Below are 25,209 nucleotides of genomic sequence, written 5' to 3'. Positions count from 1 at the left end.
TTATACTATTTATATTAATAATTTTTCTTTTTGATAAAGTATATCATTTCAGGGGACATAATGTTAAGGCAGAAACAAAAATTACGCCAAACAGCTTAAATTTCTGAAAATGGGATCAACCCACAGGCTTGAACTTTAGTTAAAATAAGGTGTAGTTGCCAGATCAGCCAGTTACCCACTCGCCAAGATGCCACTGAATTGCTGTCTGAGGGTAAAAAATCACACCGATGTGACTCAAAAATTAACCAATGGACGGGAAAAAGACCAATTGGGTTTTCTAATTCTTCTAATTGTTGACTGATTTGATCATAATTGAGCCATTGACCTTCTTTGCGCCATCCTAAGCGATCACCTAGCTTCTTTTTTACTTCATAATCTATTCCATCATTGAGACTTAACCAAACGGTTTGTTGAATACTAAAACCAAAATTCCCGTTACTATAATAAAGCCAAAGTTGATCAATTTGTTTTAATTCTTGACAGGGAAAATTAATAATATCTTCGGGATAAACTTCATTCCAATAGGGTTTATCCATGATTTTTAATAATAGTTTAGTTGTCTGAAAATCTGCTTGTTGCCACTGTTTATTTTTTAGAAAGTCTCGTAATTGTAAAAAATCAAGGTCTATCACTTCTGGATTTAATAAACTGGGGGTATTTTGAGCAATTTTTGCCGTAAATTTATCGTTATGATCTAATCGTAATTGAGGGGAAAGATCAGGAATTTCGCTTAATATTTGTTGATTAGTAAATTGTTCTGAAAAGTAATTAGCAAAACATTCTCCCGATGTAAGTTCTTGAAAAACATCTTTTAATCGATCTTCTTTTTCATATCCTGTCACCATAAAATCAAGGAAAAATTCAGCATTCATTTCTGAATTTTCGATGTTAATATCCTCTAGTTGAAGTTGAAAAATATTATCTACTAAATATTTAATTTGACCTACGGCGGCGTAAAATTCTTCATCTACTTTAATCACTTCTTCTATTAAAGATTGAAACGGGGTAAAACAATCTTTAAGATAGGTTTCAAAGTTAATGGCATTTTGAGCTAGTTCGGCAATTTCTTGGCGCACTTGCTGAGATTTAATTTGATAATCATTGAGTTCTTCATAAACTTTTAATTCTTGAATTAATTTTTCAACAATTTTTTTTTGTTTTCTAGTATCTTCGGTTAATTTTTTTATTCCTTCCCCTAAAATTTTAGTTTTTTCCAACATCAAAAAAGAGGTTTTTCCTAATAGTAAAATCGCCTCTAAATTACCTTTTTTTTCTTGTTTAAGTTGACTGATAATTTTTTGATTATCACTATTTTTAATTGTTAATTTAATGCGTTCATAATCTAATATTTTTAATTGCTGATATTTTTCAGAAAATAAAAATTTAAGATTCTGACTCAATTTTAATAAAAATTGATAATAACTATCTTGATAAATTTCAAGTCCATTAATCAAAAAAATATAATCTTGAACTAATAGTTGAGTTTCGCTAAAAATTTCTTGCTGAGTGGCATTTTCTCGTCTTTTAAGAAATTTACCAAAGTAATAATGATAACGGACACCTTCTTGAATTAATTTTCGCCGTTTTTTAATCAGGTTTTGAAACTTTTTTAAACGTCTATGTTTAAAAATAGGTAATTGATAGCTTTGTTGATAAATAGCAATCTTTTTATAGGTGATCAACTGCTGTTTTTTGGGGATTAACATAAGCTATTTTGATAGTTTAATATTCTCATAAATTAACGCTTCAATAACGGAAATAATAGCATAACCCACACACCTTGTCATAACTTTTGTAATCATTTGATCAAATTCCATGATTTTTACAGATCAATTTTTAATTTTGTTTGAAATTAAATCCAAAAAAAACGGTTTAAGATTTTGAAAACCATCATCACAACAAGCATTGAACCATTTTACTAAGCTACGATGAATAACAATTGTGGTAGTTTTAAAAGATCGCCATTAATCACCAATTGCATTATACTATCCTTTGACACTATTATCAAATTAAATAGTTGGTTCGAGCAATTCTTAATTAAAAAAAAACCGATCAAAATCTATTTTTGTTCACAACAAATTTTTGATTAATTTTCACAAGATTACTTATAATATTGTCAACTATATCTTATTATTTATGCAAACTTCTATTGATCCTGATAATTTTTCCCCAAATATATCCTTACCTTTTGCTAAATTTTGGAGCAATTTAAAAATTGTAGCACAACCTTATTGGTATCCAACTGAGTTAAATGGCCGTGCTTTTGGCGATGTCATTGCTTCTTGGGGAATGCTAATTTTAGTCATTATAGCAACTTTTTCCACCGTAGCAGTTGAGGCTTTTAGTAGTTATTGGAATCGCTATGTACTTGATATTGTCATTGAAGAAAAGGATTTATCTAAATATCTTAATACCTTATGGATTTCTAGTGCTATTATTATTGTTGTTACTTTGTTATTTGCTTTTTCTCAATTTGTTCGCAATAAATTAGCCTTAAATTGGTATAAATGGTTAAGTAATCAAACTGTTAAGAAATATCTAGGAGAACGAGCTTATTATAATCTTAATTATACCCAAGGTTTAGAAAATCCAGATCAAAGATTAGCCAGAGAAATTGAACCAATTACAACTTTAACGATTCAATTTTTAATGACTGTTTTAGAGAAGGGTTTACAAATAATTACTTTTTCCATAATTCTTTGGACAATTTCTCAACAAATAACAGTTTATTTAATAATATATAGTATTTTGGGAAATATTGCGGCCATTTATTTAAGTCAAGAATTAAGTACAATTAATCAAAGGGAATTAAATGCCAAAGCTGGTTATAGTTATGCTTTAACTCATGTTCGTAATCATAGCGAATCTATTGCTTTTTTTCAAGGTGAAAATCAAGAAGCAAAAATTATTCAACGGCGTTTTGATCAAGTTATTGAAAGTAAGGAAAATTTGATTAATTGGGAACGTCTTAATAATGTTTTTAATCGAGGTTATCAATTGGCAATTTCTATCTTTTCAATGTTTATTTTAACCCCTATGTTTATTAATGATGAGATTAATTATGGTGAAATTAGTCAAGCGAGTTTATGTTGTTTTCTTTTTTCTAGTGCTTTAGGAAAATTAATTAGTGACTGGGGAACTTCGGGCAAAGTTTCTAATTATATTGAACGGTTAGCAAAATTTACTGATGCGTTAACACAAGTTAAGGAAGAAGGGGAAAATTTAAGTCAAATTATAACAATTGAAGACCATCGTTTAGCTTTTGAAAATTTTACTTTACAAACTCCTGATTATCAAAAAATAATTGTAGAAAATTTATCTTTATCTGTTACATTGGGAGAGGGTTTATTAATTGTTGGTGCTAGTGGTCGTGGGAAAAGTTCTTTATTAAGATCGATCGCTGGTTTATGGAAGTCAGGAAATGGTCGTTTAGTGCGTCCTCCGTTGAAAAAAATGTTATTTTTACCTCAACGTCCTTATATTATTTTAGGCACTTTACGAGAACAATTATTATATCCTAATGTTCAAAATCAAATTCATGATTGGGAGTTAGAAACTATCTTAGAAAAAGTTAATCTTAAACATTTACTAAAAGATAAAAATACTTTTGATAAAGAGGTTAATTGGGAACAAATTTTATCTTTAGGAGAACAACAAAGATTGGCTTTTGCGAGATTGTTAATTACTAGGCCAACTTTTACAATTTTAGATGAAGCAACTAGCGCTTTAGACCTAGTAAATGAAGCTAATTTATATCAACAATTACAAGAATTGGAGACCACATTTATTAGCGTGGGACATCGAAAAAGTTTATTTAATTATCATCAATGGGTATTAGAATTAACTGATAATTCTCAATGGCAATTTTCAAGAATAGAAGATTATCAATTGACGATTGATAATTAATAATTAATAGCTAATTTTTAATTAAAATAACTTGACTTATTTACTCAACTTAAGATAGACTGATCTTAAGTTGAGCCGAAGTAAAACTATGAAAAAAGATTTATCAAATGTTGTATTATTACTAACTCATAGTCAAGATTTTTTTACGATTGATCGTGTGGCCGAAGCAGTGGCAAAAAAAGGGGCTATCCCTTTTCGTTTTGATACGGATAAATTTCCTTTAGATGTTAAATTAACTGCAAAATTTACCCCTAAAATATCTCATGAATTAATTTATAATAATCAATCTATTAATAGTGAACAAGTGCGTTCTGTTTGGACTAGACGCATTTGGCAACCCTTAATTTCTCCTAATTTAGCACCTCAATTTAAAGAAGCTTGTCTCAGAGAATCTCAAGCAACTTTAACAGGTTTTTGGGATAGTTTAAGAGGGGCAATTTGGCTTGATAATTTAGCTCAAATTGATCGAGCTAATAATAAGTTATTACAATTACGTTTAGCTTCAGAAATTGGCTTAATAATTCCCCCTACAATTGTTACGAATAATCCTCAATCAGTGCGAGATTTTTTTGAACAAGTTGAGGGCAAAATGGTTAGTAAATTATTAACAAATGTTTCCCGTAGTATGGAAAAACCGGACTTTTTTATATATACTACAAAAGTAAGGAAAGAAGACCTCAAACAAGCCGATTCTTTGCGTTATTGTCCGATGGTTTTTCAAGCAGAAATTCCCAAAAAATTAGAGTTAAGAATTATCTTTGTGAATGGACAAGTTTTTGTAGGGGCTTTAGATAGTTCTATCTATCAAAATTCTACCGTAGATTGGCGTAGATCTGGGGTTAATGTTGTCTGGCAAAATCACCATTTACCTGATTTTTTAATTCAACAATTACAGGCTTTTATGAGTTGTTTAAACTTGAATTTTGGGGCATTTGATTTTATTGTTAATCCTGCGGGAGAATATGTTTTTTTAGAGGTTAATCCTCAAGGGGAATGGGGAATGTTAGAAAGGGATTTAGATTTACCTATTTCCGAGGCGATCGCCGATTTTTTAGTTGCTTAAAATTAAATTATTTTATTAAATTAAAAGAAAATTATGACAGTTTTAATTATTACTTATAGTAAGGATAATGAAAGTATTGATCTGGTGATTAAAGCGTTAAAAGATCAGGGAAAAAAAGCTTTTCGTTTTGATACAGATCGCTATCCTACGGAGGTAAAAGTTGATCTTTATTCAGGAGAAATTAGGGGAGGATTTTTGATTGATGGTGAACAAAAATTAAACCTCAATGAAGTATCTTCGTTATGGTATCGCCGGATGAGATATGGACATAAATTACCCCAAAAGATGGATCAACAAATGCGAGAAGCGGCTCTTCAAGAATGCCGTTTAACTATTAGGGGAATGATCGCTAGTTTGCCCTGTTTTCATTTAGATCCGATGGCTAATGTGGATCGAGCCAATCAAAAACAATTACAATTACAAATTGCTCAACAATTAGGATTATTAATTCCTCGCACTTTAACATCAAATAATCCCATTGCAGTTAAACAATTTGCTCAAGAATGTAAAGGCACTGGAATGGTAACAAAAATGTTGTCTCAATTTGCAATTTATGGCAAAAATAATGAGGAAATGGTGGTTTTTACTAGCCCAGTAACTGAGGCTGATTTAAACCATCTTGAGGGCTTAAAATTTTGTCCTATGACCTTTCAAGAAAAGATACCTAAAGCCTTAGAATTACGCATTACAATTGTGGGAAAACAAGTATTTTCGGCGGCTATTAATTCTCAAAAATTAGAGGGGGCAACTTACGATTGGCGCAAAGAAGGTAGGGCTTTACATCAACAATGGGAAGTTTATAATTTACCTTTAGAAATACAAGAAAAATTGTTACAATTAATGGCTTATTTTGGGCTTAATTATGGTGCGATTGATATGATTGTGACACCTGATCAACGTCATATTTTCTTAGAAATTAACCCCGTTGGTGAGTTTTTTTGGTTGGAACTTTTCCCTCCCTATTTTCCAATTTCTGAGGCGATCGCTAACCTTTTATTTAATAATTCTAGCTCAATTATTAAAAAATGTCCTAGATGGTAAGGGCTTAACTTAAATTAAAATAGGGATAAATAACCCACTAATTAAACCTAAAATAAAACCTAAAGCATGAATTAAAAAACTAACTTGGGGAGTCAAAAAATCAAAGATAAATTGAAATAAAATAATTAATAATAACAATTTTAATCTTTCGCCAAACATTCGAGATTTTTGCTGATAAGTCAGCTTAATAAAAATTGCTAAAATTACACCTACTAAACCCATGATCGCCCCCGAAGCTCCTACTAATAAAATGGGAATATTTGGATCAACAATAATAGGAGAAAGTAAGGTAAAAATAATCATTCCCCCCATGCCACTAATTAAATAAATTAAACCATAAAAAAAGTGGCCAATTATTTTTTCCACAAATGTACCAACTAGCCACAAACCTAACATATTCATGCTTAAATGTAGCCAACCATAATGAAGAAAATTAGCTGTAATTAAACGCCAATATTCTCTATTTTCTATCACATATTGGGGAATTAATGCCCCTAACTTTTCTAATACTTCAAGATTAGTACATCCTCCTTTGATTATTTCTAAACTAAATAAAATCAGATTAATTATAATTAAAAGTTTCGTAATATAAGTTTGCTTATTGTTGATATTAGTAATTTTTTGATATAATTTGCGATCAGCTAAATTATAATTAATTTTTTGATTTAATTCTTCAATAAATTTTTGATTATTACCTGTTTTACCTTGAATGAAATTGTGGGATAATCGCCAATTAATATTGTTAATTAACACTGGATGGCTAATTTGTTTTAAGTTTTGAAAAACTGGTAGGGCTTGAGTTTGATTCCCATGATAAAATTGAGCGGTTGCGATCCAAAATTGTTGAGTAGTTTTAGGAGCAAAATTCAAATAATTTTTTAAGATTTTTTCTACTAATTCAACTTCCCCTGCAAAACTTAAAACCATCATTCTAGTGAGATTAAGATTATTTTGATCCCCTGTTTTTTCTAAAATTGATTCTACCAGTTCAAAGTGATTTAATAATAGTTGAATTTGACCTGTTTCCCCTAGACAACGTAAATAATAAATTAATAAATTTGAGTCTTGATTTATTTGTTTTAAAGTTAATTGATTTTCAAAAAAATTTAAACAATTCTGCCAATCTCCCTTCAGCCAAAATAACATAATTTTAGCGAAATTATAGAAAGGATGAGATTGCTTGTATTGATCAATTAATCCTGTAGCTGTAGCGAGATTACCCTGATGGGCTATCTCTAAAGCCCTTAATATTTGAGGTAATTCTAAATAACCATCAAAGGGATGTAAATATTTTAAATAAAGAGATAATTTTCTTGCTTTTGTGTATTTTTCTTGATATAATAATTGATTAATTTCCTTTAAAATTGATAAAGGAGTTAAGATCAATAAAATCCAAATAATCCCGCCGATTATTCCTGCGAATTTAGGGACAAAATAAGTTAAGGTTAAAGTTATTAATAAAATTAAAGTAACAAGAATAACCCAACCTAAGTTTTTTTTTAATGAGGTGGGAACAGTTTTTATTAAAAGAAACAAACAGAATAAACAAACAGTCCAAATTAAAATATAATTAAGATCCATATAGTTAATTAAAATTCAAAAAATTATTAGTCATTGGTCATTTGTTAATTATCAATTATCCATTATCAATTAAAATTTATGTCTATTATTCAAGTTGAAAATTTAACAAAAGTTTATCCTGTTTCAGTTAAAGAATCTGGATTAAAAGGAACAATTAAACATTTTTTTCAAAGAAATTATAAAGAAGTAAAAGCAGTAGAAGATATTTCTTTTACCATTAATACGGGGGAGGTAGTTGGTTTTTTAGGCCCTAATGGGGCGGGTAAAACTACGACTTTAAAAATGTTAACAGGTTTAATTTATCCTTCTAGTGGGAAAATCACCGTAGCAGGGGATATTCCTTTTAATCGTCAAGCTAAATTTCTCAAAAAAATGAGTTTAGTTATGGGACAAAAACAACAATTAATTTGGGATTTACCTGCTTTAGATTCTTTTAGAATTAATAGGGCAGTATATCAAATTCCTGAACCAATTTTTCAACAGCGTTTAGATGAATTAATTGAAATGTTATCTTTAGAGGGAAAATTAACTAAACCTGTGCGTAAATTATCCCTTGGTGAGAGAATGAAAGCGGAATTATTAGCGGCTTTATTACATCATCCTCAAGTATTATTTTTAGATGAGCCGACTTTAGGTTTAGATGTTAATGCACAGGTAGCGGTGAGGGATTTTTTAAGGGAATATAATCAGCGTTATCAGGCTACAATTTTATTAACCAGTCATTATATGGCCGATATTACGGCTTTATGTGAAAGGGTTTTATTAATTTACCAAGGTAAGTTAATTTATGATGGTAATTTAGATAGTTTATTGGCTCAATTTTCCCCTTATCGAGAGGTTAAAATAGAGTTAGTTTCACCCCAATCTAAAGATATTTTAGAACAATATGGCGAGGTGGAGGCTATTGATGGTCAAGTGGTGAGATTATTGATTAAAAGGGAAAAACTTAAACCAGCGATCGCGCGGATCTTGGATGAATTAGATTTAATTGATTTTAGCGTTAATGATCCACCCATAGAAGACGTTATTGCAAAAGTATTTCAAGGTGAAATAATTTTATAATTGATAATTAATTTGTAACAAATGACCAATGACTAATGACAAAATAAGGTTAAAATAAAAACAGCTTTATTTTTAACAGTAATGAGGTTAATGTGAAAGAATCAATTAAAGCCATTAGTAATCATTTAAACAAATTAAATATAACTTTAACCAATCAAGTTAATGAAATCAAAAACACTATGTTAGAAGAATCCGGCACAGAAACAGCTAAACCAATTTCTAAACAAGAAATTAAAGCCAACTTAGAAGAAAGTCTCCAGTTACCTAGTGTTTCTAAGCCGTCTTATACTGTTAAAAATTTTTCTGCTCAAACTTGGCATCCTTTTTTTAAAGGTATTTTGTGGGGAATGGCTTTTTCTTTTACCGCTACTTTTTCTGGTGCGATCGGGGCTTTAGTTGTCTTGATGACTCCTTTTTTCCCTTTAAATAATGCTAACTCCGATGGCTCTTTATTTCAAAATCCCTTAGAATTATTAAGCCTTCAAAATTTAAAATCAGTTTTACAATATAAAATTTCCCGTCCGGTTAATATTTTAATTTTAGGGATCGATCGAGTGCCTCCAGACGAAAAAACCCTCGCCACGGATCTATTTGCCGGCCGCAGTGATACTATGTTATTAGTCAGATTTGATCCAACGGATCAATCCTTGAAAGTCTTATCTATTCCTAGAGATACCCGCATCGAAGACTCCAGACTTTCTACCCCGAAAATTAATCAAGCTAACGTGGAGGGGGGCGCGGAGTTAGCCGCCACTATTGTGAGTGAAAACTTTAATCATATTCAGATCGATCGCTATGTCAGAGTGACAACCGATGCTTTTATTGAATTAGTTAATTTAGTAGGGGGAATAGATGTTTATATCCCTCAAACTATGAAATATGATGATAATACTCAGAAATTACATATTGATTTAGAAGAAGGTTGGCAAACTTTAAGCGGAGAAGAAGCAGAGGGTTTTGCGCGTTTTCGCAAAGATCAAAATGGTGATATTGGGAGGGTACAACGTCAACAAATATTATTAAAAGCTTTAGGGGATAAATTAAAAAGTCCGATGATCCTTCCTCGCATACCCCAAATTATCGAATTATTACAAAAATATGTAGATACAAATTTAACTTTAGAAGAAATGTTTGCCCTAGTTAACTTTGGGCAACAAGTAGATAATAATAATATTAAAATGGTCTTATTGCCCGGCCGTTTTAGTCAACCAACGGAATATGAATTAAGTTATTGGATCATGTCTAAACATCAAAAAAATATCATTATGGAAGAATTTTTTGATCAAGATCTCGATAGTTCAGAAACTTGGAATAATTCCGATCAATCTTCCCAGACAAATGTTAGAATTGCCGTACAAAATGCCACTAATGAAAAAGAATTAGCCCATCAATTTGCTAATTATTTAATTCAAAATAATTATACAAATGTTTATGTAATTGAAGATTATCACCAGACCTTAGAAGAAAGTCAAATTATTGTTCAAAAAGGAGATTTTCAGTCAGCTAATAATTTAAAAGACTTATTAGGAATAGGCCATTTAGAAAGTAATTCTACTGGTAGTTTAGATTCTGATTTAACCATTAGAGTGGGTGAAGATTGGCTTCAAAAAGCAAACATTCATTAGTTGAAAACTAATATTTAATTAATATTTAATTACAATTAAATATTAATTAAATATTACTAAGATTCTTGTAATAACTTTAACTGACGTTGGATACTTTCTTGTAATTCTAATAATTCAGCAATATTAGTAATAGGAGAAGGATTAATTTTTTTGCGCGCTCGAATTTGTCTTAATTTTCTTTCTAATTGTTGAGCCATTTGTAAAGCTTGAGTCGCCATATCATTCATTTGTCTTTGTTGATAAAAAATCAAAGCTTTACCTCTTAAAATTTGTAAATTTCCTTCTTCTCCATGTTCCCCCGGATGTAATCTTAAGCGAAATAATAATCTTTCTCCTTGATAATATTTTTCAATTTCAACTTTAGTAATTTTATGCACTGTTACCGGAGGAAGATGGGCTACTCTTTTAATTTCCGTTAAAACTTCTCGAAAAACATCAATAGAAATTTCATTTACTGCAAATTGTAAAGCCCCATTTTGACTCCATAAAATTCGGCCATAATTAGCTTTTTGTTCAAAATATAAACGCCCAATTCCTCCTAATAAAACTCGGCCTAATAATTCTCGCCAAATTTGAGCAGGGGCTAGAGTGGCCAAAAAATCAGCCGGAGCGGATAAATAACGAGCTTCTACTTTTAAAGATGAAGATGTTTGATTTAATTGTATTTGAGAAATATCTTCATTTTTGTCAATATTTTTATCAATTAAAATAGCTGTATTTTCCAAGTCTGAAGCCGTAAGATCAGAAGATGATTTTTGAAATTTATTTCTAATCTCAGGGGGTAATTGTTCAAGTTCACTGTCATCTACTTCGATTTTTGTTTCATGTTCTTCTTGCTCATCTTCTAACATTTTTTGTTCAGAAATAATGGCTCGACTATAATTAAGATAAGATGAAATAATTATTTGATGAGTTTGTTGATCAATCTGTTTAATTTTTAAGCTATAATTAAACGGTGTGATCAAAATTTTAATATGATCTAATCCTAGAATATCATGAATATTAACCATTGCCAAAGTTAAGCAATTTTCTGCCAATTTAATCGGTAATAATTGATAATATTGACAGGTTTTTAATGGAATCAATGATTGGATTAATTCAAATGTTTCTTCTAAGTTAATATCATTTAATTGAAAACCAGTAGAATCAAGGTTTTCAATCGGATCATTTGACATTGAGGATAAATGAGGGGAATGAGTCATTTTTATTTCGTTTCACAATAATAAAGAAAAATTTTTATTAACCAAAAAGAGTTACTAATGTTTTAAGTTTTGTTTTAGATCATATTTTTGTGAATCTGTCACTAACTATTATATCTTATTTATCAATCTTGGATCGGAGTTTAATTGATCTTAATGATTACGCAAAGATTGGGCTATCTGATACACTTTACCTGATTGTTGAATCAGTTTATGTTCTTTCCAGTTAAGTATTTGGCCTATTTTGCTTAAACTCTGACCAGATTGTGAATATTTTACAATACCTTGTTATTCTAACGTCCAATCATGATTTTCTTTCTTAATCTTTTCTAAATATTTTTACTCAATTATGTTAAACTTATTCATTGATAATTGATGATTGATAATTTAAAACCCATAACCAATAACTATTAATTTTTTAATTTTTGAATTTTAGCCCATAAATCATTATTTTTACCCTTAGCCCAACGCAATTGACTAACTAAATGTTTCCAAGGTTTACTATTATCTGCCATTGCTTCTAATTCATCTTCTGTTAATAATAAAATATCATCTTGATTTTGTGTGGCCTCAATACTAGCCATTATTTCTTCTTTTGTAAAATGATAACCTTGTTGTTGACTTAGTTCCATTGAAATCTCAACAAAAGCATTTAGATCCTTCGCTTGACTAAGGCGATCTTGTAATAATTCTTCTTGTAAAATATCTTGAAAAAATTGCTCTAAACTTTCTTGACTCATAATATATTAAGTAATAAGTAATAAGTAATAAATTAAAAATAATGACTAATGACTAATGACCAACAACTAAATTTTATTTTAAATTAACTTCTAAAAGTTCAAGATTAGGGAATTTTTCCTGATTTAAACTAACTCGATCATTGGCACTTAAATGCCGTAAAATTTTATAAATAGTTTCAATAGAATCCCTTGAATTTATTTTTTCAGCCACTTGAGCTAAAGTTAAAGGAGTTTGATGATTAGCCAATAAATCTAATACTTTTCCTTGTAACTCTAACACCACTTGAGCCGCTTTTTTACCCGCCTCAACACCGGGCTGATGATAAGCATTAATATTGACTAAAGAAGCATAAAAACTAACAGACCTTTCATATAAAGCGATTAATGCACCCACCGAAAAAGGATTAACTTCTTTAATCGTTAAAGTGATCGAATCTCGTCCATTTTCCCATAAAGCTTGACGAGTTCCTAATAAAAATCCTGACAGAAAATCACCCGCAGTCGCTCCTTTTTCTATTTCCACCGATGAGCCTTGACGATCCTTTAAAACCTCAATAAATGTTACAAAAAAGTTCGGCACACCTTCCCTTAACTGTTGTACATAAGCGTGTTGATCCGTTGAGCCTTTATTGCCATAAACCGCTATCCCTTGATAAACTTTATTACCATCAAGGTCTGTTTCTTTACCTAAAGACTCCATTACTAATTGTTGTAAATAACGACTAAATAACAGTAAACTATCTTTATAGGGTAAGATTACCATATCTTTTTCACCTTTGCCCCCCGTGCCATAATACCAACTTAAGGCCAGTAAAGCGGCGGGATTAGTTTTAATGTCTTCTTGACGGGTAGCAAGATCCATTCTTTTTGCCCCCTCTAACATTTGATCTATATCTATCCCCTGTAAAGCGGCCGGTAATAAACCCACGGCCGATAGTTCAGATGTACGCCCCCCGATCCAGTCGTGCATGGGAAAAATAGCTAACCATTTTTCTTCCTCTGCCTGTTTTTCCAGTTTAGAGTTCATCCCGATGGCCGTTACCGCTACCGCATATTGGGGAAAATCTAAATTTTTGGCTTGATAGGCGGTTTGGGCTTCGATCATGCCGTTGCGAGTTTCGGGAGTACCCCCAGACTTAGAAATAACTAAAACTAAGGTAGTTTTGAGGCGATCGCCGATTTTTTGAAAAATGCGATCGATCCCTTGGGGATCGGAGTTATCAATAAAATGAATATTTAAGGGGGCGTTAACATCCGCAAGGGCTTCAGCCACAAACTCAGGCCCTAAAGCCGATCCACCGATGCCGATCGATAAAATATCCGTAAATTTTGCCTCATTGGGGGGGTGTATTTCCCCAGAATGAATTTTTTGAGTAAAATTTTTAATTTGTGCGAGGGTGTCTAAAATATCTTTTTTAATCGTTGGATCGGGAGCGATCGCCACATTTCTGAGCCAATAATGCCCTACCATTCTCTGTTCATCAACATTTGCGATCGCGCCGCTTTCTAAATCTTTCAGATCTTGAAAAACTTTGACAAACTTAGGTTTGATTTGCTCAAGAAAAGCCTCATCAAAGCCCATGCGACTAACATCAAGATAAAAATCTAAATCTTGATTGTAATATAACCAGTCTTGATAGCGTTGCCACAATTGTAAATTATCCATAAAAATCCCTATTAAATTAACATGATCAAATATTTTTATTATATTTGTAGTTTAGATTATCCAATGACTTAATGTTTAATTTCTGTTTTCTTTTTATCATCAACTTTCTAGTATTTATGCTTAGGGCTAGTTTCTATTACCATGTAACTATATAATAAAATTTTATTTATATTTTAGATCAAAAAAACATTATGGCTGTTAGTGCTACATCTCAAACTGATTTTACTTCTCGTTTGATTAATTTCATTTTATCCGTTAAACCCTTAGCTAATTTTATGAAAGCACAGGCACATCAGATGATGGTCAAACGTGCGGAAAAAATTGGTGTACCTTGGACAGAAAATGTGCAAAAATTATCCCAACGTGACTGGAAAACAGAACAAACTCAAGTCGAAAATCCCAATTTACAATATCCTGATTATTATTTAACTACTTTTCACTCCTATGATAGGGGAAATTTAAGCTGGGAGGCCGCATGGGAAGTGGAGTCGGCCGCCTACGCTGTCCATGCTAAAATTTGGGGGGAAGACCACAAAGATGGCGATCGCAAATTAAGAGAAAGCTATCATAATGTGATCAAAGAGGAAATTTCCATCAATCCTCAACAGATTTTAGACTTAGGATGTAGTGTAGGCATGAGTACCTTTGCCCTACAGGAATTATACCCCAGTGGGAAAGTGACAGGCTTAGATCTATCACCCTATTTTCTAGCAGTAGCCCAATATCAAGCACAAGAAAAAAATTATAACTGTCAATGGGTACACGCCCCCGCCGAAAAAACGGGTTTAGCTGATCAAAGTTATGATTTAATTTCAGCTTGTTTAATGTTTCATGAAATACCTCAAAAACCCTCACAAGAGATTTTTCAAGAAGCATGGCGTTTATTGAGTCACGGTGGTTATTTAACTATTATGGATATGAACCCCTATTCAGAAGTATTCCAAAACTTTCCTCCTTACGTTTTTACCCTGTTAAAAAGCACCGAACCCTATTTAGATGATTATATGACCTTTGACATCGAAAAAGCCTTAATTTCAGTAGGATTTGAACAACCCGTGATTAAAACCAATAGCCCTCGCCATCGTACCATAGTGGCGAGAAAAAGATAAATAAACACTTGACAATCTCAACTTATTAGTTTAGAATCGTAGATTAGAGTTAAAAAATAAGTTGAGATTATTAAAATTAACTTTAATGCTGGTGTAGCTCAGTGGTAGAGCAGCTGATTTGTAATCAGCCGGTCGCAAGTTCAAATCTTGTCACCAGCTTTTGTATGGAATTGTTACAAATAAACCCTTCTAGCCACTGAGCTATAAGGTAATTTGAGAATACAAGAATATTATTTATTATTAAGATCAAACTTAAGGAAAAATTTTTTAGTATATTCAACTTTCCACATTTTGATTTTGATCTAAAACATAATTTTGATTAATTTGTAGCATTTTCTACTGTAAATATCTTTTTTAAAATTATACAATAATTGAGTGGTGTGAGCAATTTAATCATGTTTTCTCCTCAAGTCACTACATTTAAAAAATCCCCGACTTTAAGATATTTTAAGTTATTGATCTTATCTTCTGTAATATTAATTAATGTTAAGTTTATGATTTTAACGATGATAACAGTTTTATAATTAGGACAAATATTTTCCCTTAATTTGATGATAAGGAGAATTAAAATGGATCAAGCGAATCTGATTAAATTGGCTCAACAAGGGGATTGTGAGGCTATTATGCAACTTTTGAGTCAAACTTTAAATAAAAATAAGATTAGCGTTTCTAAATGTACGATTAAAGAGGGTTGTTTACAGTTGATGTTATCGGCTGTTACTATTCCTCCTCAACAAAAAATAGTTGATTTTCTGCGTCAATGGCTAGAGAAAATTAAAATTAATTGTGTTACTAAAGTTAAAGTTTATGGTAAGGAAATAGGGGATGATTTTCCCGCTTGGCATGAGGAATTTAACTTAGAAATTAAGGCTCAACCTAATCTTAATGATTTGGCTAAAAAGGGCGATCTTTGTGCGATTGAAAAGTTAATTATTCAATGGTTAAATTTAAAAGATGTCAAATTAAAAGCTAGTTTAAAGGAGCAAAAGTTAAATATTTTAATTGTTTTAAGTTATGTACCCCATCCTGATTTTATCATGACTAAGTTAAAACAGGAATTGATTAATCTTAATATTAAAAATTGTAATTTTGTTAAGGTTTATGCTCAAAAAATAGGGGAGGATTTTCCTGAATGGCATCAAGAATTTTCGCTAAAAGTTGAGGAAGTAACGGGAGAATTTGTGACTGAAACGGCCAATAATTCGATTAATCAATCTTCAACTTTAGTTAAGGCTGAAACGTCAAATCAATTAACTAATAATAACAATGGTTCTAGTTTATTAAATAAAGCAAAATCAGGTGATGTAACGGCGATTCAAGGGGTATTAAATTATTTACTGAAAGATGATCAAATTTTTGCTGAAGTTAATCTGGTAAATCAATATTTACAAGTAAGTATAGTGGGAGAAACTATCCCAAATAAAGAAAAGCAAGTTAAATTAATTAGTAATTTTGTTAAGGAATTAAACTTAAATTCTGCTGAAAAATTACAAATTCTGGCTTGGCGTAAAGGTGATTCTTCTTGTGTTTGGACTGAACAAATTAATTTAAAAGCTCCTCCTGATACTACTAAGTTATGGAGAGCTATTACTGAAAAAGCTTCTGATGTTGGGGAAGTTTTATCAGGTCATTTTTCTGAATTTCAACAATCAAATTTAGGTAATCAAATTGGCCAAAATGTTCAAGGATTTGGTCAATTTATATCAAGTAAAATCTCCGATATTCAACAATCAAATTCAGTAGACTATAATTTGAATCGTCAAGGTACATCTGATACAAATTTAACTAATTATAATAATTCTTCTGAATTACAAAATATTACAAAAAACCATAATCATTATTTACAATATATCAATAAGCAAGAAAGATATGCTATTTTAAAAATAATCTTATGGCTATCTTATGCCGATGAAAATTTATCAGAAGAAGAAATTAAAAATATTTTAGACATTGCGCGTAGTTTTTGCATTGAAAATTATAATCCTCAGCAAGAATTACAAAATTTACCTAAAGAAATTAATCCTATTCTTCAGTATTTATCTTCCCGTGAATCTAAACAATATTTATTAAAATTATTAATACATTTCTGTTTCTGTGATAATGAATATTTAGCTAGTGAAAGATTAGCTTTATATGAAATTGCGATCGGTTTAGGTGAATCAGAAAATATTGTCGCCGAAGTAGAAAGTGAATATATTAAACAAGTTTCTATTGTGTTACAAAATAATCCTCAATTATTATCAAATATCAATCATCAGACAATACAGCCAAAACAAGATATAAATGATGGGAAAGCTTTAAAGGTTGCAGGTTTAGTTGGTGTAGGTGCTTTAGCCGTTGCCGTTACGGGTGGAATAGCCGCTCCGGTAGTGGGTGGAATTATTGGTGTTCACATTTTTGGATTAAGTGGAATAGCGGCTGTGTCTTCTGGTTTAGCCGCCATTGGCGGAGGCTCTTTAGCGGCTGGTGGTTTAGGTACGGTAGGAGGCTCTGCTATTATTACAACAATTGCTGGTTTAGGAGGTGGTGGTCAGGCATTAAAATCAGGCTTAAATTTATATGGAGATTTAGAAGAATTTAACTTTATTCCCATTAGTCCTAATCGTTATGCTTGTCATCGTTTAATTTGTATTCATGGATTTTTACAACAAGATGATTCTCCCCAGCAAGGTTGGGGAGCAGTTATGAGATATGATCATCAAAGTGATCTTTGGAGTTTAAATTGGGAATCTAAAACAAGAAAAGATGTCACCAATATTTTGTTTAATGATATAGGTTCAAAATTTGCAACAAGTGGATTAATGGGATTTATCGGGAAAAGTGCATTAAAAACAGCAGGGGGTTTATTAGCACTTCCAGCTACAGCATTATCAATTTTAAAACTTATTGATAACCCTTGGTTTGTTGCTAAAAATAGAGCCGAAAAAACAGGTAAACTTTTAGGAGAAGCGATCTCACAATTACCTTATCCTGTTTCTTTATTAGGTTATTCTTTAGGTAGTCGAGTAATAGCTTATGCCCTTGAATATCTGCAAAAACAAGGTCATTATGGTAAAGTTTTTGATGTTTATTTAATGGCAGGTGCAGTAAGCAAAAAACATTACACTTTTAATAGTGTTGATTTAGATTCAGTTGTCGTTAATAATATCTTTAATTGTTATTCTCAATTTGATGAAGTTTTATCTTATGTTTATCGCACAGCAGAATTAGGTGATGAACCGATTGGATTAAGTCCAATTAATCATCACAAAGTAACTAATTTAGATGTATCAAATATTTCTCCTCATCATGGTGATTATCCGAATAAACTAGATCAAATATTAGAATTATGCCGTCAACAAACACCACCAATTCAATTTAAAAATCGTAGTAGAAAATCAAAAGTAAAATTAAATGATGCGATTAAAGTAATTGAAATATTAAAGACAGTTCCCGGAATAACTAAAGCTGATCCTAGAGATTTTCATAGAGCAAACGCTTATATATTTTTACCAGATGGTTCAATCTTAAAAACATGGACTAATCCGGCCGGAGTATTGCACGTTTTTTTGAGTGATCCTAATGATAATATGATCTTTGGTGGTTATGTTGGTTGGATTCATACTGATGGATTAAAACGAATGTTAGAAAGAATTTATCAAGAATATAAACCTTATTAACTATCATTTAAAATTCAGTTACTATTAATATTAAAGTTATCAAATTTTTTAATTTACATTTGATTAAAATTTAGGAGTAATAATCGTGTTTAATCCATTAAATCATTTAGATCCTCAAGAAAAACAAGAGGAAATAATCCGTAATTATCAATTATCAATTGTTAATCATTTGGCTTAACAACTACTACCCCATAAGCGGAAGTATTTAAGTATTTTTGAGCGGTTTTTAATAAATCTTCGGCCGAAATACTCTCAATTAAACTGGGATAATTTAAAGCATAATCTAAATTACCTAATTGGGAATAATAATAACCGTATAAATTAGCTCGATCGCTCGGTTTTTCATTACTAAAAATAAATCTATTTCTCACTTGGGTACGGATGCGTAAAATCTCATTTTGATCAATTAATTCTGATTGTATCTTTTGAATATGATCAATAATTGCCGACTCTACCTTTTCAATATTTTCTGATGGTAACACCGCCGAAATATAAAAAGCTCCCTGTAATTCTTGAGTCATATTACTAACCCCAATTTGTGTGACTAAACCCCGATCTTCCCTCAGATCTCGAAATAAACGAGACATTTTACCCTGCCCTAAAATTACCGCTAAAATATCTAAGCCGTAAGTCTCCTCTAAGTCATTCATCCCCGGCACTCGCCACATCATTATTAAACGAGCCTGTTGTAAACTCTCATCAATATATTCTTTCCTCACAATTTCTGTAAAAGGAGTTTCTGAGTCTGGCAGTGCTACGGGAAAGGGAGATTTAAGAGGGTGTTTTTCTTCCGTTTCTTCTTGCTCAAAATTAACATAATGCTCAGAAAATCCATTGGCCACAATTTCAATTAACTTTTCTACAGGTAAATTACCCACTACGGCCGCCGTCATGGAGGAGGGAGTGTACCAATATTGGTGAAAATCTCGCATTTGTTGAGATTGTAAATTTTCAATGACATCCGTTGAGCCTAAAACGGGTCTACGATAGGGTAAAGAAGCAAAACAGGTTTCCATCGCCCGATAAAAAGTGCGTCTTCTGGGATTATCTTCTGACCTTCTAATTTCCTCTAAAACGACTAATCTTTCCCTCTCAAAAGCATCATGATCAATACTACTATTTAATAAAATATCTAATTGAAAAGGTGCTAAAAACTCAAAATCATGGGGGGCAGTAGTAATATAATAATGGGTGTAATCTTGACTGGTAGCGGCATTAGTAACCGCGCCTTTTTCTTCAATTAACCGTTCAAACTCACCTATTTTCAGTTTTTTTGTACCTTTAAAAATCATGTGTTCTAAAAAATGAGCCATCCCATTAATTTGATCGGCTTCCAAGGCGGATCCCACATTTAACCACACATTTAAGTTAACTGCTTCAACGGGCATCTGCTCGGCAATAATGGTTAAACCATTAGGTAAAGTGACGATGGTGGGTTGATTGATTTTGGAAGATTGAAGAAGTGTTAAGGTCATTAGTCTTAAAATTTATGGGTAAAATAGAATTAAAATAGCTTGTTATTTATCATAATATTGATTTAAAATAAAAACAACTATTTTTTGATTTGTTATTGGTTATTTATTATTATTTAATCTTTTTTTTAGATCAATTATCAAGATTTATTGATTAAAAATATGACTAATTTAACAATTGATTGTCAAAATGTTAATTTAACTGATGAACAATTTTTTCACTTATGTCTTAATAACCGTAATTTTCGCTTTGAAAGAAATCACAAAGGAGATTTAATTATTATGTCACCCACTGGCGGAGAAACTGGTAATAAAAATGCAGGTATTACGGCTCAACTTTGGTTATGGAATCATCAATTTCAGTTAGGTATGGTGTTTGATTCTTCTACAGGTTTTAAGTTACCAAATGGTAGCGATCGATCCCCTGATGCTAGTTGGATCCCTTTAACAAAATGGCAAAATTTAACACCCCAACAACAACGAAAATTTTTACCTTTTGCCCCTGATTTTGTGATAGAATTATTATCACCTACGGATCAATTAGATCAAACACAAATTAAGATGAATGAATATATAGAAAATGGGACAAAATTAGGTTGGTTAATTAATCGTAAAAAGAGAGAAGTAGAAATTTATCGTCAAGGAAAAGAAGTAGAAATATTAACTAATCCTCAAATTTTATCAGGGGAAAATATCTTACCTGATTTTACATTAAATCTTGAATTAATTTGGTAATATTGATCAAAAAGATTGTTTGTAGTTGGGCTTTAGCCCTTTTTTGATTAGCTTTTTAGCTTAATTTTAAGATTAATAAATCAAAAATTATTAAAAACTGGATAGTTTCTAATAGAAATTTAGTTCAATTTATTGAACGATTTTTGTTAGCATTGAACTGAAGTTCAATGGGAATTAAGGCTTTTAGGATTTAACCCGCTTTGAAATAAATTTCAAAGCTAACAGCGATCGTTCAATAAATTGAACTAAGAATTGTATTTTATAACCAACTTTGAAAACACCCTGTTTTTTAGGGCTAAAGCCTAACTACAAACTTAAATTTTTAAGTAAAAATAGATTAACATTAATTCTTAATTATTAATATTAGTTAAACGGGAAGTTAAAAAGCGATTCATCCACTTTTCAAAATAAACTCGATTGGCTTTTTTTTCTTCAATTTTTTCACTATCTACGGAATAAGGTGCTAAACCTTTAATAGCGGCCGTAGTTACACAATACATAGATTTTTGAAAACTCTGACAAATTTTTACTCTTAAGTCATTTTCCCCACGAATACCCTTTTGATAAACTTCTATTAAATAGTCTGGTAAAAAATGTCTCATATCTTGCATTAATAAAGTAGGAGGAATCCCTGCACTCCCGATGGGTAAAGGATCTGCGTACAATGCACCATAAGCAAACATTCCTTGATCATAGGGTATTTGATATGCTTGAGCATTGTAAGAAATTGTCCCCGGAAAAGGCGTTCCTCTGAAAAAAACGGCTTCTACATAAGGAATTGCTGTGTCTTGTAAAAAGGTTAATCCTGTTGTTTTAGGCAGAATTTCAAAGGTTTGATTTTTAACTTTTACGGTGTAAGTAATTGGTCTATTAGCATCAGCAACTAAACCGTTTAAAATATGGGTAACTACATCAGGAATTGTTTTAATTTCCCCTCGATCGTAGCGATCAGAAAGGTTAATAAAAATATCACTCATGACGCGCCAAAATTGCCCTAAAGCACTGTAGTAAGACATTTGTCTTAATTGTTCGGCTAAAAATTCAGGAAATATTTTATGTAAGGTTAAAATAAATAAATTATTTTTAAATTTTGCTTTGACTAATTCTTCAGTAATTGCTTTAAATTGATCACTATCTAAATATTGATCTAAATTGCCTCCACCATGCCACATCATGGCTTTCATACAATATTCTGCATATTCATAATTAATGCGATCATGCCACCAATGTTTTAATAATTTTTCGGTGGTAATTTGACCATTAAAATATTTAAAAAAGGGAAAAAAGTTAAACCATTGATGATCGGCAATATAACACAGATTAATCGAATAGGCATCTAAAACAATTCCATAACTTTTAAGAATACCTACCACTTCTAAGACATTTTCAGGTGAATCTTTTAAGAGGGCTTCTCCTGACTCTAAATGATAAATATATTCGGCTAAAGGATGTTTTGAGGGTTCTAATGTAATGTTATTCATTTGATATTTATTATTATTTAAGTTTTCTATATTATCTATAATAATTTTACATGATTTTGGATCAACAATTTTTTTAAGAAAAAAAGGTTGGATTAAATAATAGTAACCCAACCTAAAAATTTTAATCAAATCATTTAAAGTTTTGTCAAATATTGCCAGTCAGCAGTAACTAAAGATGAGGCTTGAATTTCACTCCAATCTATCACTAAATTGGGCTGTAAGCCAAACAAAATAATTAAAACGACTAACACTAAAGCGGGGGATAAATCTTTAACCACACTCACGGGGGGTAAATTCCCTAATTGATCAGATAATCTACCAAAAAAGACTCGGTTTACAACTAATAAAAAATAAACTGCGGTTAATCCTGTCCCTACTAAACAGAGTAAAGTTGGAATAGGAAAAATAGGAAAACTACCTCTAAATACTAAAAATTCAGAAATAAAACCTACCATTCCGGGGATACCTGAACTTGCCATTACTCCTAAAATCATTAAACTACCAGTTAAAGGTAAGCCTTTTTCTGGATTTAAAAGACCTGTTAATGCGGTAACATTGCGAGTTCCCGTTTTCTTATAGACAACCCCCACCAATAAAAATAAGAGGGCGGAAATTAAGGCATGACTTACCATTTGGAAAACGGCGGCCGTTAAAGCCAAAGAGGTACAAGCACAGGCGGCCAGTAAAATATAGGCCATGTGGGCGATCGAGGAATAGGCGACAACTTTTTTCATATCTTGTTGAGCGATCGCACAGGAAGCCCCATATAAAGCACTGATGGCCGCTAAAATTGCCAACCAAGGGGCTAACTGTACCCATCCTTCTAAAAATAAACCTACACCGAAACGTAATAAACCATAAGTTCCGAGTTTTAAGAGGACACCCGCCAAAAGGACGGAAATGGGGGTAGAAGCCTCAACGTGAGCATCGGGTAGCCATGTATGGAAGGGAAAAATAGGAATTTTGATTAATAAGCCGATTAAGAGGGGGATTAACAGTAGAACTTGCCGATCCACAGGCACAGAAAACCCTCTTAAAGTTTCATAATCGAAAGTATTAGCACCCGTTACCCAAACTAACCCTAAAAATGAGGCTAGAACTAAAATTCCTGAAAGGGCTGTATATAAAAGGAATTTCATGGCCGCATAACCCCGTCTTTGCCCTCCCCAAATCCCAATTAAAAAGTATAAAGGGATTAATTCTAACTCATAAAATAAGAAAAACAATAGTAAATCTTGTGCTAAAAAAGCACCTGCTACTCCGGCACTTAAAAGAAAAATCATTGAATAATAAAAACGAGGTCTTTCAATGATTTCATTAGTGCTAAAAATAGCGATTAAGGTTAAAAAACTGTTTAAAGCGATCAGGGGAAAAGATAGGCCATCTAAGCCTAAACTATAACTTAATCCTAACCATTGAATCCAAGAAATATGCTCTGTAAATTGCAAATCAGGAATTTTAGGATTAAATTGAAAAGCTAAAATAACATTAATTATTAAGATAATTGATGAAATAATTAAAGAGGTAGTGCGAATTTTTTGAGATGTAAATTCTTTTGGTAAGAATCCGATCGCAATGGCACTGATCAGAGGGATTAAAATTAATGATGTTAACATTTAATTTAAACTTAAAATAATTAAATAGTTGATTTAATCTAACTATGTTAACAATACAACATAAAGACTCTCTAGGCAATTAAAATTATCTGTTGTAGGGGCATAGCCTCACATTTTACTATTAAATAATTAATCACACAAATTATTAACATTATGCCCCTCAAACTGATAAAAATTGTCGTTTTTGTAACCTAATTAAAAGTAGTTAATCGGCAAAATTCTCCACTTTTTGATTAATAACTAATATTTTTTGATTGATATTCAGGCGGCTCAATATGGATCATCACCCTCACAGGCTCAAATTTTTCTTTTAATCGTTCCTCTATTTCCTCAGTAATTTTGTGAGCATTTTCTATGTCTTGTGCTTCTACAATTAAGTGCATTTCAATAAAAACCTGTCTCCCTAATAAACCCCTTGAGGCTATGTCATGGCAGTTGATCACGCCAGGTACTTCCATCACAATTTGATGAATTAACTCCGGTGCGATCGCAATTTCATCTACTAACCAAGGTAAATTTTCTTTTAAAACCTGCCAACCACTCTTAAAAACTAATAAAGCAACAGGAAATGATAAGATTATATCTAACCATTGCAAATAATCAATATGTAAAATATTAGATAAATAAACGCTTATTAAACCAATTAAAACCACAATTGTCACCCAAACATCACTCATGGTATGGTAAGCATCGGCAATTAAAATCGGACTTTGTACCCTTTTACCCTCTTTTCTTTCATAAAGTGCCACAAAAATATTAACACCTAAGACAATTAATAATAAACTTAATTCAGGAATAGAAATTTCAATCATTTTTCCACCATGTAAAATTCGCTCAATTGCACCTTGTAAAATCTCAAAACAAGCTATTCCTAAAAAAGCGGCAATTCCTAACGCTCCCACCGCCTCAAACTTTTGATGTCCGTAAGGATGATCCCGATCAGGAAGGGGAGAAGAAAAACGACTTGTAAACAATCCTAAGACATTATTAGCACTATCTGTAACACTATGTAAAGCATCAGCTTGTAAACTTAATGAACCAGTGGCAAACCCTACAACTGCTTTTAATGCCATCACAAATAAATTCAATAATAGAGTTAAAATTAAAACTTTGCGTACTTGAGAGCGATTATCAATCATTATATAATGATCTTCCTTAATTATAAATTTGAACTAATGTAATTATGTTTTCTTTCCCTATCATATTTCCAATTTAATTAATGTCTGAAAATCTTAATAAAAATTAAACATTTGT

At 31.5% G+C, this 25,209-nt stretch carries 17 protein-coding genes and 1 tRNA gene; 9 read left to right on the top strand and 9 right to left on the bottom strand.

Features of this window, described 5'->3' with window-relative positions:
- Positions 1-95: 95 nt before the first annotated feature.
- Positions 96-1,706 (bottom strand): GUN4 domain-containing protein, encoded by a 1,611-nt coding sequence (locus tag Anndu_RS03220; RefSeq protein ID WP_464102985.1) that lies wholly within the window; start codon positions 1,704-1,706, stop codon positions 96-98.
- Positions 1,707-2,136: 430 nt separating this feature from the next.
- Between Anndu_RS03220 and Anndu_RS03215 the strand changes: the two genes are divergently transcribed.
- From Anndu_RS03215 to Anndu_RS03205, 3 genes are all read left to right on the top strand, one after another.
- Positions 2,137-3,906: an ABC transporter ATP-binding protein/permease gene (locus Anndu_RS03215; RefSeq protein ID WP_464102984.1), complete on the top strand. Its 1,770-nt coding sequence runs from the start codon at positions 2,137-2,139 to the stop codon at positions 3,904-3,906.
- Between the two features lie 88 nt (positions 3,907-3,994).
- Positions 3,995-4,969 carry an MvdC family ATP-grasp ribosomal peptide maturase gene (locus tag Anndu_RS03210; protein WP_464102983.1) on the top strand — a complete coding sequence of 325 codons (975 nt, stop codon included), beginning with the start codon at positions 3,995-3,997 and terminating at the stop codon, positions 4,967-4,969.
- Between the two features lie 33 nt (positions 4,970-5,002).
- Positions 5,003-6,010 (top strand): MvdD family ATP-grasp ribosomal peptide maturase, encoded by a 1,008-nt coding sequence (locus Anndu_RS03205; protein ID WP_464102982.1) that lies wholly within the window; start codon positions 5,003-5,005, stop codon positions 6,008-6,010.
- Positions 6,011-6,019: 9 nt separating this feature from the next.
- Here Anndu_RS03205 and Anndu_RS03200 read toward each other — a convergent pair whose 3' ends face one another.
- Positions 6,020-7,591 (bottom strand): rhomboid family intramembrane serine protease, encoded by a 1,572-nt coding sequence (locus tag Anndu_RS03200; protein ID WP_464102981.1) that lies wholly within the window; start codon positions 7,589-7,591, stop codon positions 6,020-6,022.
- A 78-nt stretch (positions 7,592-7,669) separates the two neighbouring features.
- On the opposite strand from Anndu_RS03200, the gene Anndu_RS03195 reads away from it, so the two are divergent.
- Both Anndu_RS03195 and Anndu_RS03190 read left to right on the top strand, forming a co-directional pair.
- Positions 7,670-8,653 (top strand): ABC transporter ATP-binding protein, encoded by a 984-nt coding sequence (locus tag Anndu_RS03195; RefSeq protein ID WP_464102980.1) that lies wholly within the window; start codon positions 7,670-7,672, stop codon positions 8,651-8,653.
- Positions 8,654-8,745: 92 nt separating this feature from the next.
- On the top strand, positions 8,746-10,278 hold the full coding sequence (locus tag Anndu_RS03190; RefSeq protein ID WP_464102979.1) for an LCP family protein: 1,533 nt from the start codon (positions 8,746-8,748) through the stop codon (positions 10,276-10,278).
- A gap of 56 nt (positions 10,279-10,334) precedes the next feature.
- On the opposite strand, the gene Anndu_RS03185 is transcribed toward Anndu_RS03190, so the two are convergent.
- The 3 genes from Anndu_RS03185 to Anndu_RS03175 all read right to left on the bottom strand — a co-directional run bounded on the left by Anndu_RS03185 (position 10,335) and on the right by Anndu_RS03175 (position 13,883).
- Positions 10,335-11,480: a hypothetical protein gene (locus tag Anndu_RS03185; RefSeq protein WP_464102978.1), complete on the bottom strand. Its 1,146-nt coding sequence runs from the start codon at positions 11,478-11,480 to the stop codon at positions 10,335-10,337.
- A gap of 407 nt (positions 11,481-11,887) precedes the next feature.
- Entirely contained in the window at positions 11,888-12,217 is a 330-nt protein-coding gene (locus Anndu_RS03180; protein WP_464102977.1) for a Nif11-like leader peptide family natural product precursor, read from the bottom strand.
- 73 nt (positions 12,218-12,290) lie between these two features.
- On the bottom strand, positions 12,291-13,883 hold the full coding sequence (locus Anndu_RS03175) for a glucose-6-phosphate isomerase (RefSeq protein WP_464102976.1): 1,593 nt from the start codon (positions 13,881-13,883) through the stop codon (positions 12,291-12,293).
- Between the two features lie 191 nt (positions 13,884-14,074).
- Between Anndu_RS03175 and Anndu_RS03170 the strand changes: the two genes are divergently transcribed.
- The 3 genes from Anndu_RS03170 to Anndu_RS03160 all read left to right on the top strand — a co-directional run bounded on the left by Anndu_RS03170 (position 14,075) and on the right by Anndu_RS03160 (position 18,651).
- Positions 14,075-14,992 carry a methyltransferase domain-containing protein gene (locus Anndu_RS03170; RefSeq protein ID WP_464102975.1) on the top strand — a complete coding sequence of 306 codons (918 nt, stop codon included), beginning with the start codon at positions 14,075-14,077 and terminating at the stop codon, positions 14,990-14,992.
- 87 nt (positions 14,993-15,079) lie between these two features.
- Positions 15,080-15,151: transfer RNA gene (locus tag Anndu_RS03165), tRNA-Thr, on the top strand.
- 410 nt (positions 15,152-15,561) lie between these two features.
- The gene (locus Anndu_RS03160; RefSeq protein ID WP_464102974.1) at positions 15,562-18,651 is read left to right on the top strand and encodes a DUF726 domain-containing protein; all 3,090 of its coding nucleotides are present in this window, start codon (positions 15,562-15,564) and stop codon (positions 18,649-18,651) included.
- 161 nt (positions 18,652-18,812) lie between these two features.
- On the opposite strand, the gene Anndu_RS03155 is transcribed toward Anndu_RS03160, so the two are convergent.
- A complete protein-coding gene (locus tag Anndu_RS03155) occupies positions 18,813-20,126 on the bottom strand; it encodes a M16 family metallopeptidase (RefSeq protein WP_464102973.1) in 1,314 nt (437 codons plus the stop codon).
- 159 nt (positions 20,127-20,285) lie between these two features.
- Between Anndu_RS03155 and Anndu_RS03150 the strand changes: the two genes are divergently transcribed.
- Positions 20,286-20,858: a Uma2 family endonuclease gene (locus Anndu_RS03150; protein ID WP_464102972.1), complete on the top strand. Its 573-nt coding sequence runs from the start codon at positions 20,286-20,288 to the stop codon at positions 20,856-20,858.
- Between the two features lie 350 nt (positions 20,859-21,208).
- Here the strand turns inward: Anndu_RS03150 and Anndu_RS03145 are convergent, their stop codons facing one another.
- From Anndu_RS03145 to cdf31, 3 genes are all read right to left on the bottom strand, one after another.
- The gene (locus tag Anndu_RS03145) at positions 21,209-22,339 is read right to left on the bottom strand and encodes a CO2 hydration protein (RefSeq protein ID WP_464102971.1); all 1,131 of its coding nucleotides are present in this window, start codon (positions 22,337-22,339) and stop codon (positions 21,209-21,211) included.
- Positions 22,340-22,473: 134 nt separating this feature from the next.
- The gene (locus Anndu_RS03140) at positions 22,474-23,955 is read right to left on the bottom strand and encodes an NADH-quinone oxidoreductase subunit M (protein ID WP_464102970.1); all 1,482 of its coding nucleotides are present in this window, start codon (positions 23,953-23,955) and stop codon (positions 22,474-22,476) included.
- 233 nt (positions 23,956-24,188) lie between these two features.
- Complete coding sequence (cdf31, locus tag Anndu_RS03135) at positions 24,189-25,094, bottom strand: CDF family zinc efflux transporter Cdf31 (RefSeq protein ID WP_464102969.1); 906 nt, start codon at positions 25,092-25,094, stop codon at positions 24,189-24,191.
- Positions 25,095-25,209 lie beyond the last annotated feature (115 nt).

The sequence above is a fragment of the Annamia dubia NIES-4383 genome, assembly GCF_055394725.1.
Note: the sequence above shows the minus strand (reverse complement) of the source record. Positions and strands in the feature narration are given on the sequence as shown.

Excerpts from the sequence above, each read along its gene's own strand:
- Anndu_RS03220 (WP_464102985.1), bottom strand. The coding sequence starts at position 1,706 with ATGTTAATCCCCAAAAAACAGCAGTTGATCACCTATAAAAAGATTGCT.
- Anndu_RS03215 (WP_464102984.1), top strand. The coding sequence starts at position 2,137 with ATGCAAACTTCTATTGATCCTGATAATTTTTCCCCAAATATATCCTTA.
- Anndu_RS03210 (WP_464102983.1), top strand. The coding sequence starts at position 3,995 with ATGAAAAAAGATTTATCAAATGTTGTATTATTACTAACTCATAGTCAA.
- Anndu_RS03205 (WP_464102982.1), top strand. The coding sequence starts at position 5,003 with ATGACAGTTTTAATTATTACTTATAGTAAGGATAATGAAAGTATTGAT.
- Anndu_RS03200 (WP_464102981.1), bottom strand. The coding sequence starts at position 7,591 with ATGGATCTTAATTATATTTTAATTTGGACTGTTTGTTTATTCTGTTTG.
- Anndu_RS03195 (WP_464102980.1), top strand. The coding sequence starts at position 7,670 with ATGTCTATTATTCAAGTTGAAAATTTAACAAAAGTTTATCCTGTTTCA.
- Anndu_RS03185 (WP_464102978.1), bottom strand. The coding sequence starts at position 11,480 with ATGACTCATTCCCCTCATTTATCCTCAATGTCAAATGATCCGATTGAA.
- Anndu_RS03180 (WP_464102977.1), bottom strand. The coding sequence starts at position 12,217 with ATGAGTCAAGAAAGTTTAGAGCAATTTTTTCAAGATATTTTACAAGAA.
- Anndu_RS03175 (WP_464102976.1), bottom strand. The coding sequence starts at position 13,883 with ATGGATAATTTACAATTGTGGCAACGCTATCAAGACTGGTTATATTAC.
- Anndu_RS03170 (WP_464102975.1), top strand. The coding sequence starts at position 14,075 with ATGGCTGTTAGTGCTACATCTCAAACTGATTTTACTTCTCGTTTGATT.
- Anndu_RS03160 (WP_464102974.1), top strand. The coding sequence starts at position 15,562 with ATGGATCAAGCGAATCTGATTAAATTGGCTCAACAAGGGGATTGTGAG.
- Anndu_RS03155 (WP_464102973.1), bottom strand. The coding sequence starts at position 20,126 with ATGACCTTAACACTTCTTCAATCTTCCAAAATCAATCAACCCACCATC.
- Anndu_RS03150 (WP_464102972.1), top strand. The coding sequence starts at position 20,286 with ATGACTAATTTAACAATTGATTGTCAAAATGTTAATTTAACTGATGAA.
- Anndu_RS03145 (WP_464102971.1), bottom strand. The coding sequence starts at position 22,339 with ATGAATAACATTACATTAGAACCCTCAAAACATCCTTTAGCCGAATAT.
- Anndu_RS03140 (WP_464102970.1), bottom strand. The coding sequence starts at position 23,955 with ATGTTAACATCATTAATTTTAATCCCTCTGATCAGTGCCATTGCGATC.
- cdf31 (WP_464102969.1), bottom strand. The coding sequence starts at position 25,094 with ATGATTGATAATCGCTCTCAAGTACGCAAAGTTTTAATTTTAACTCTA.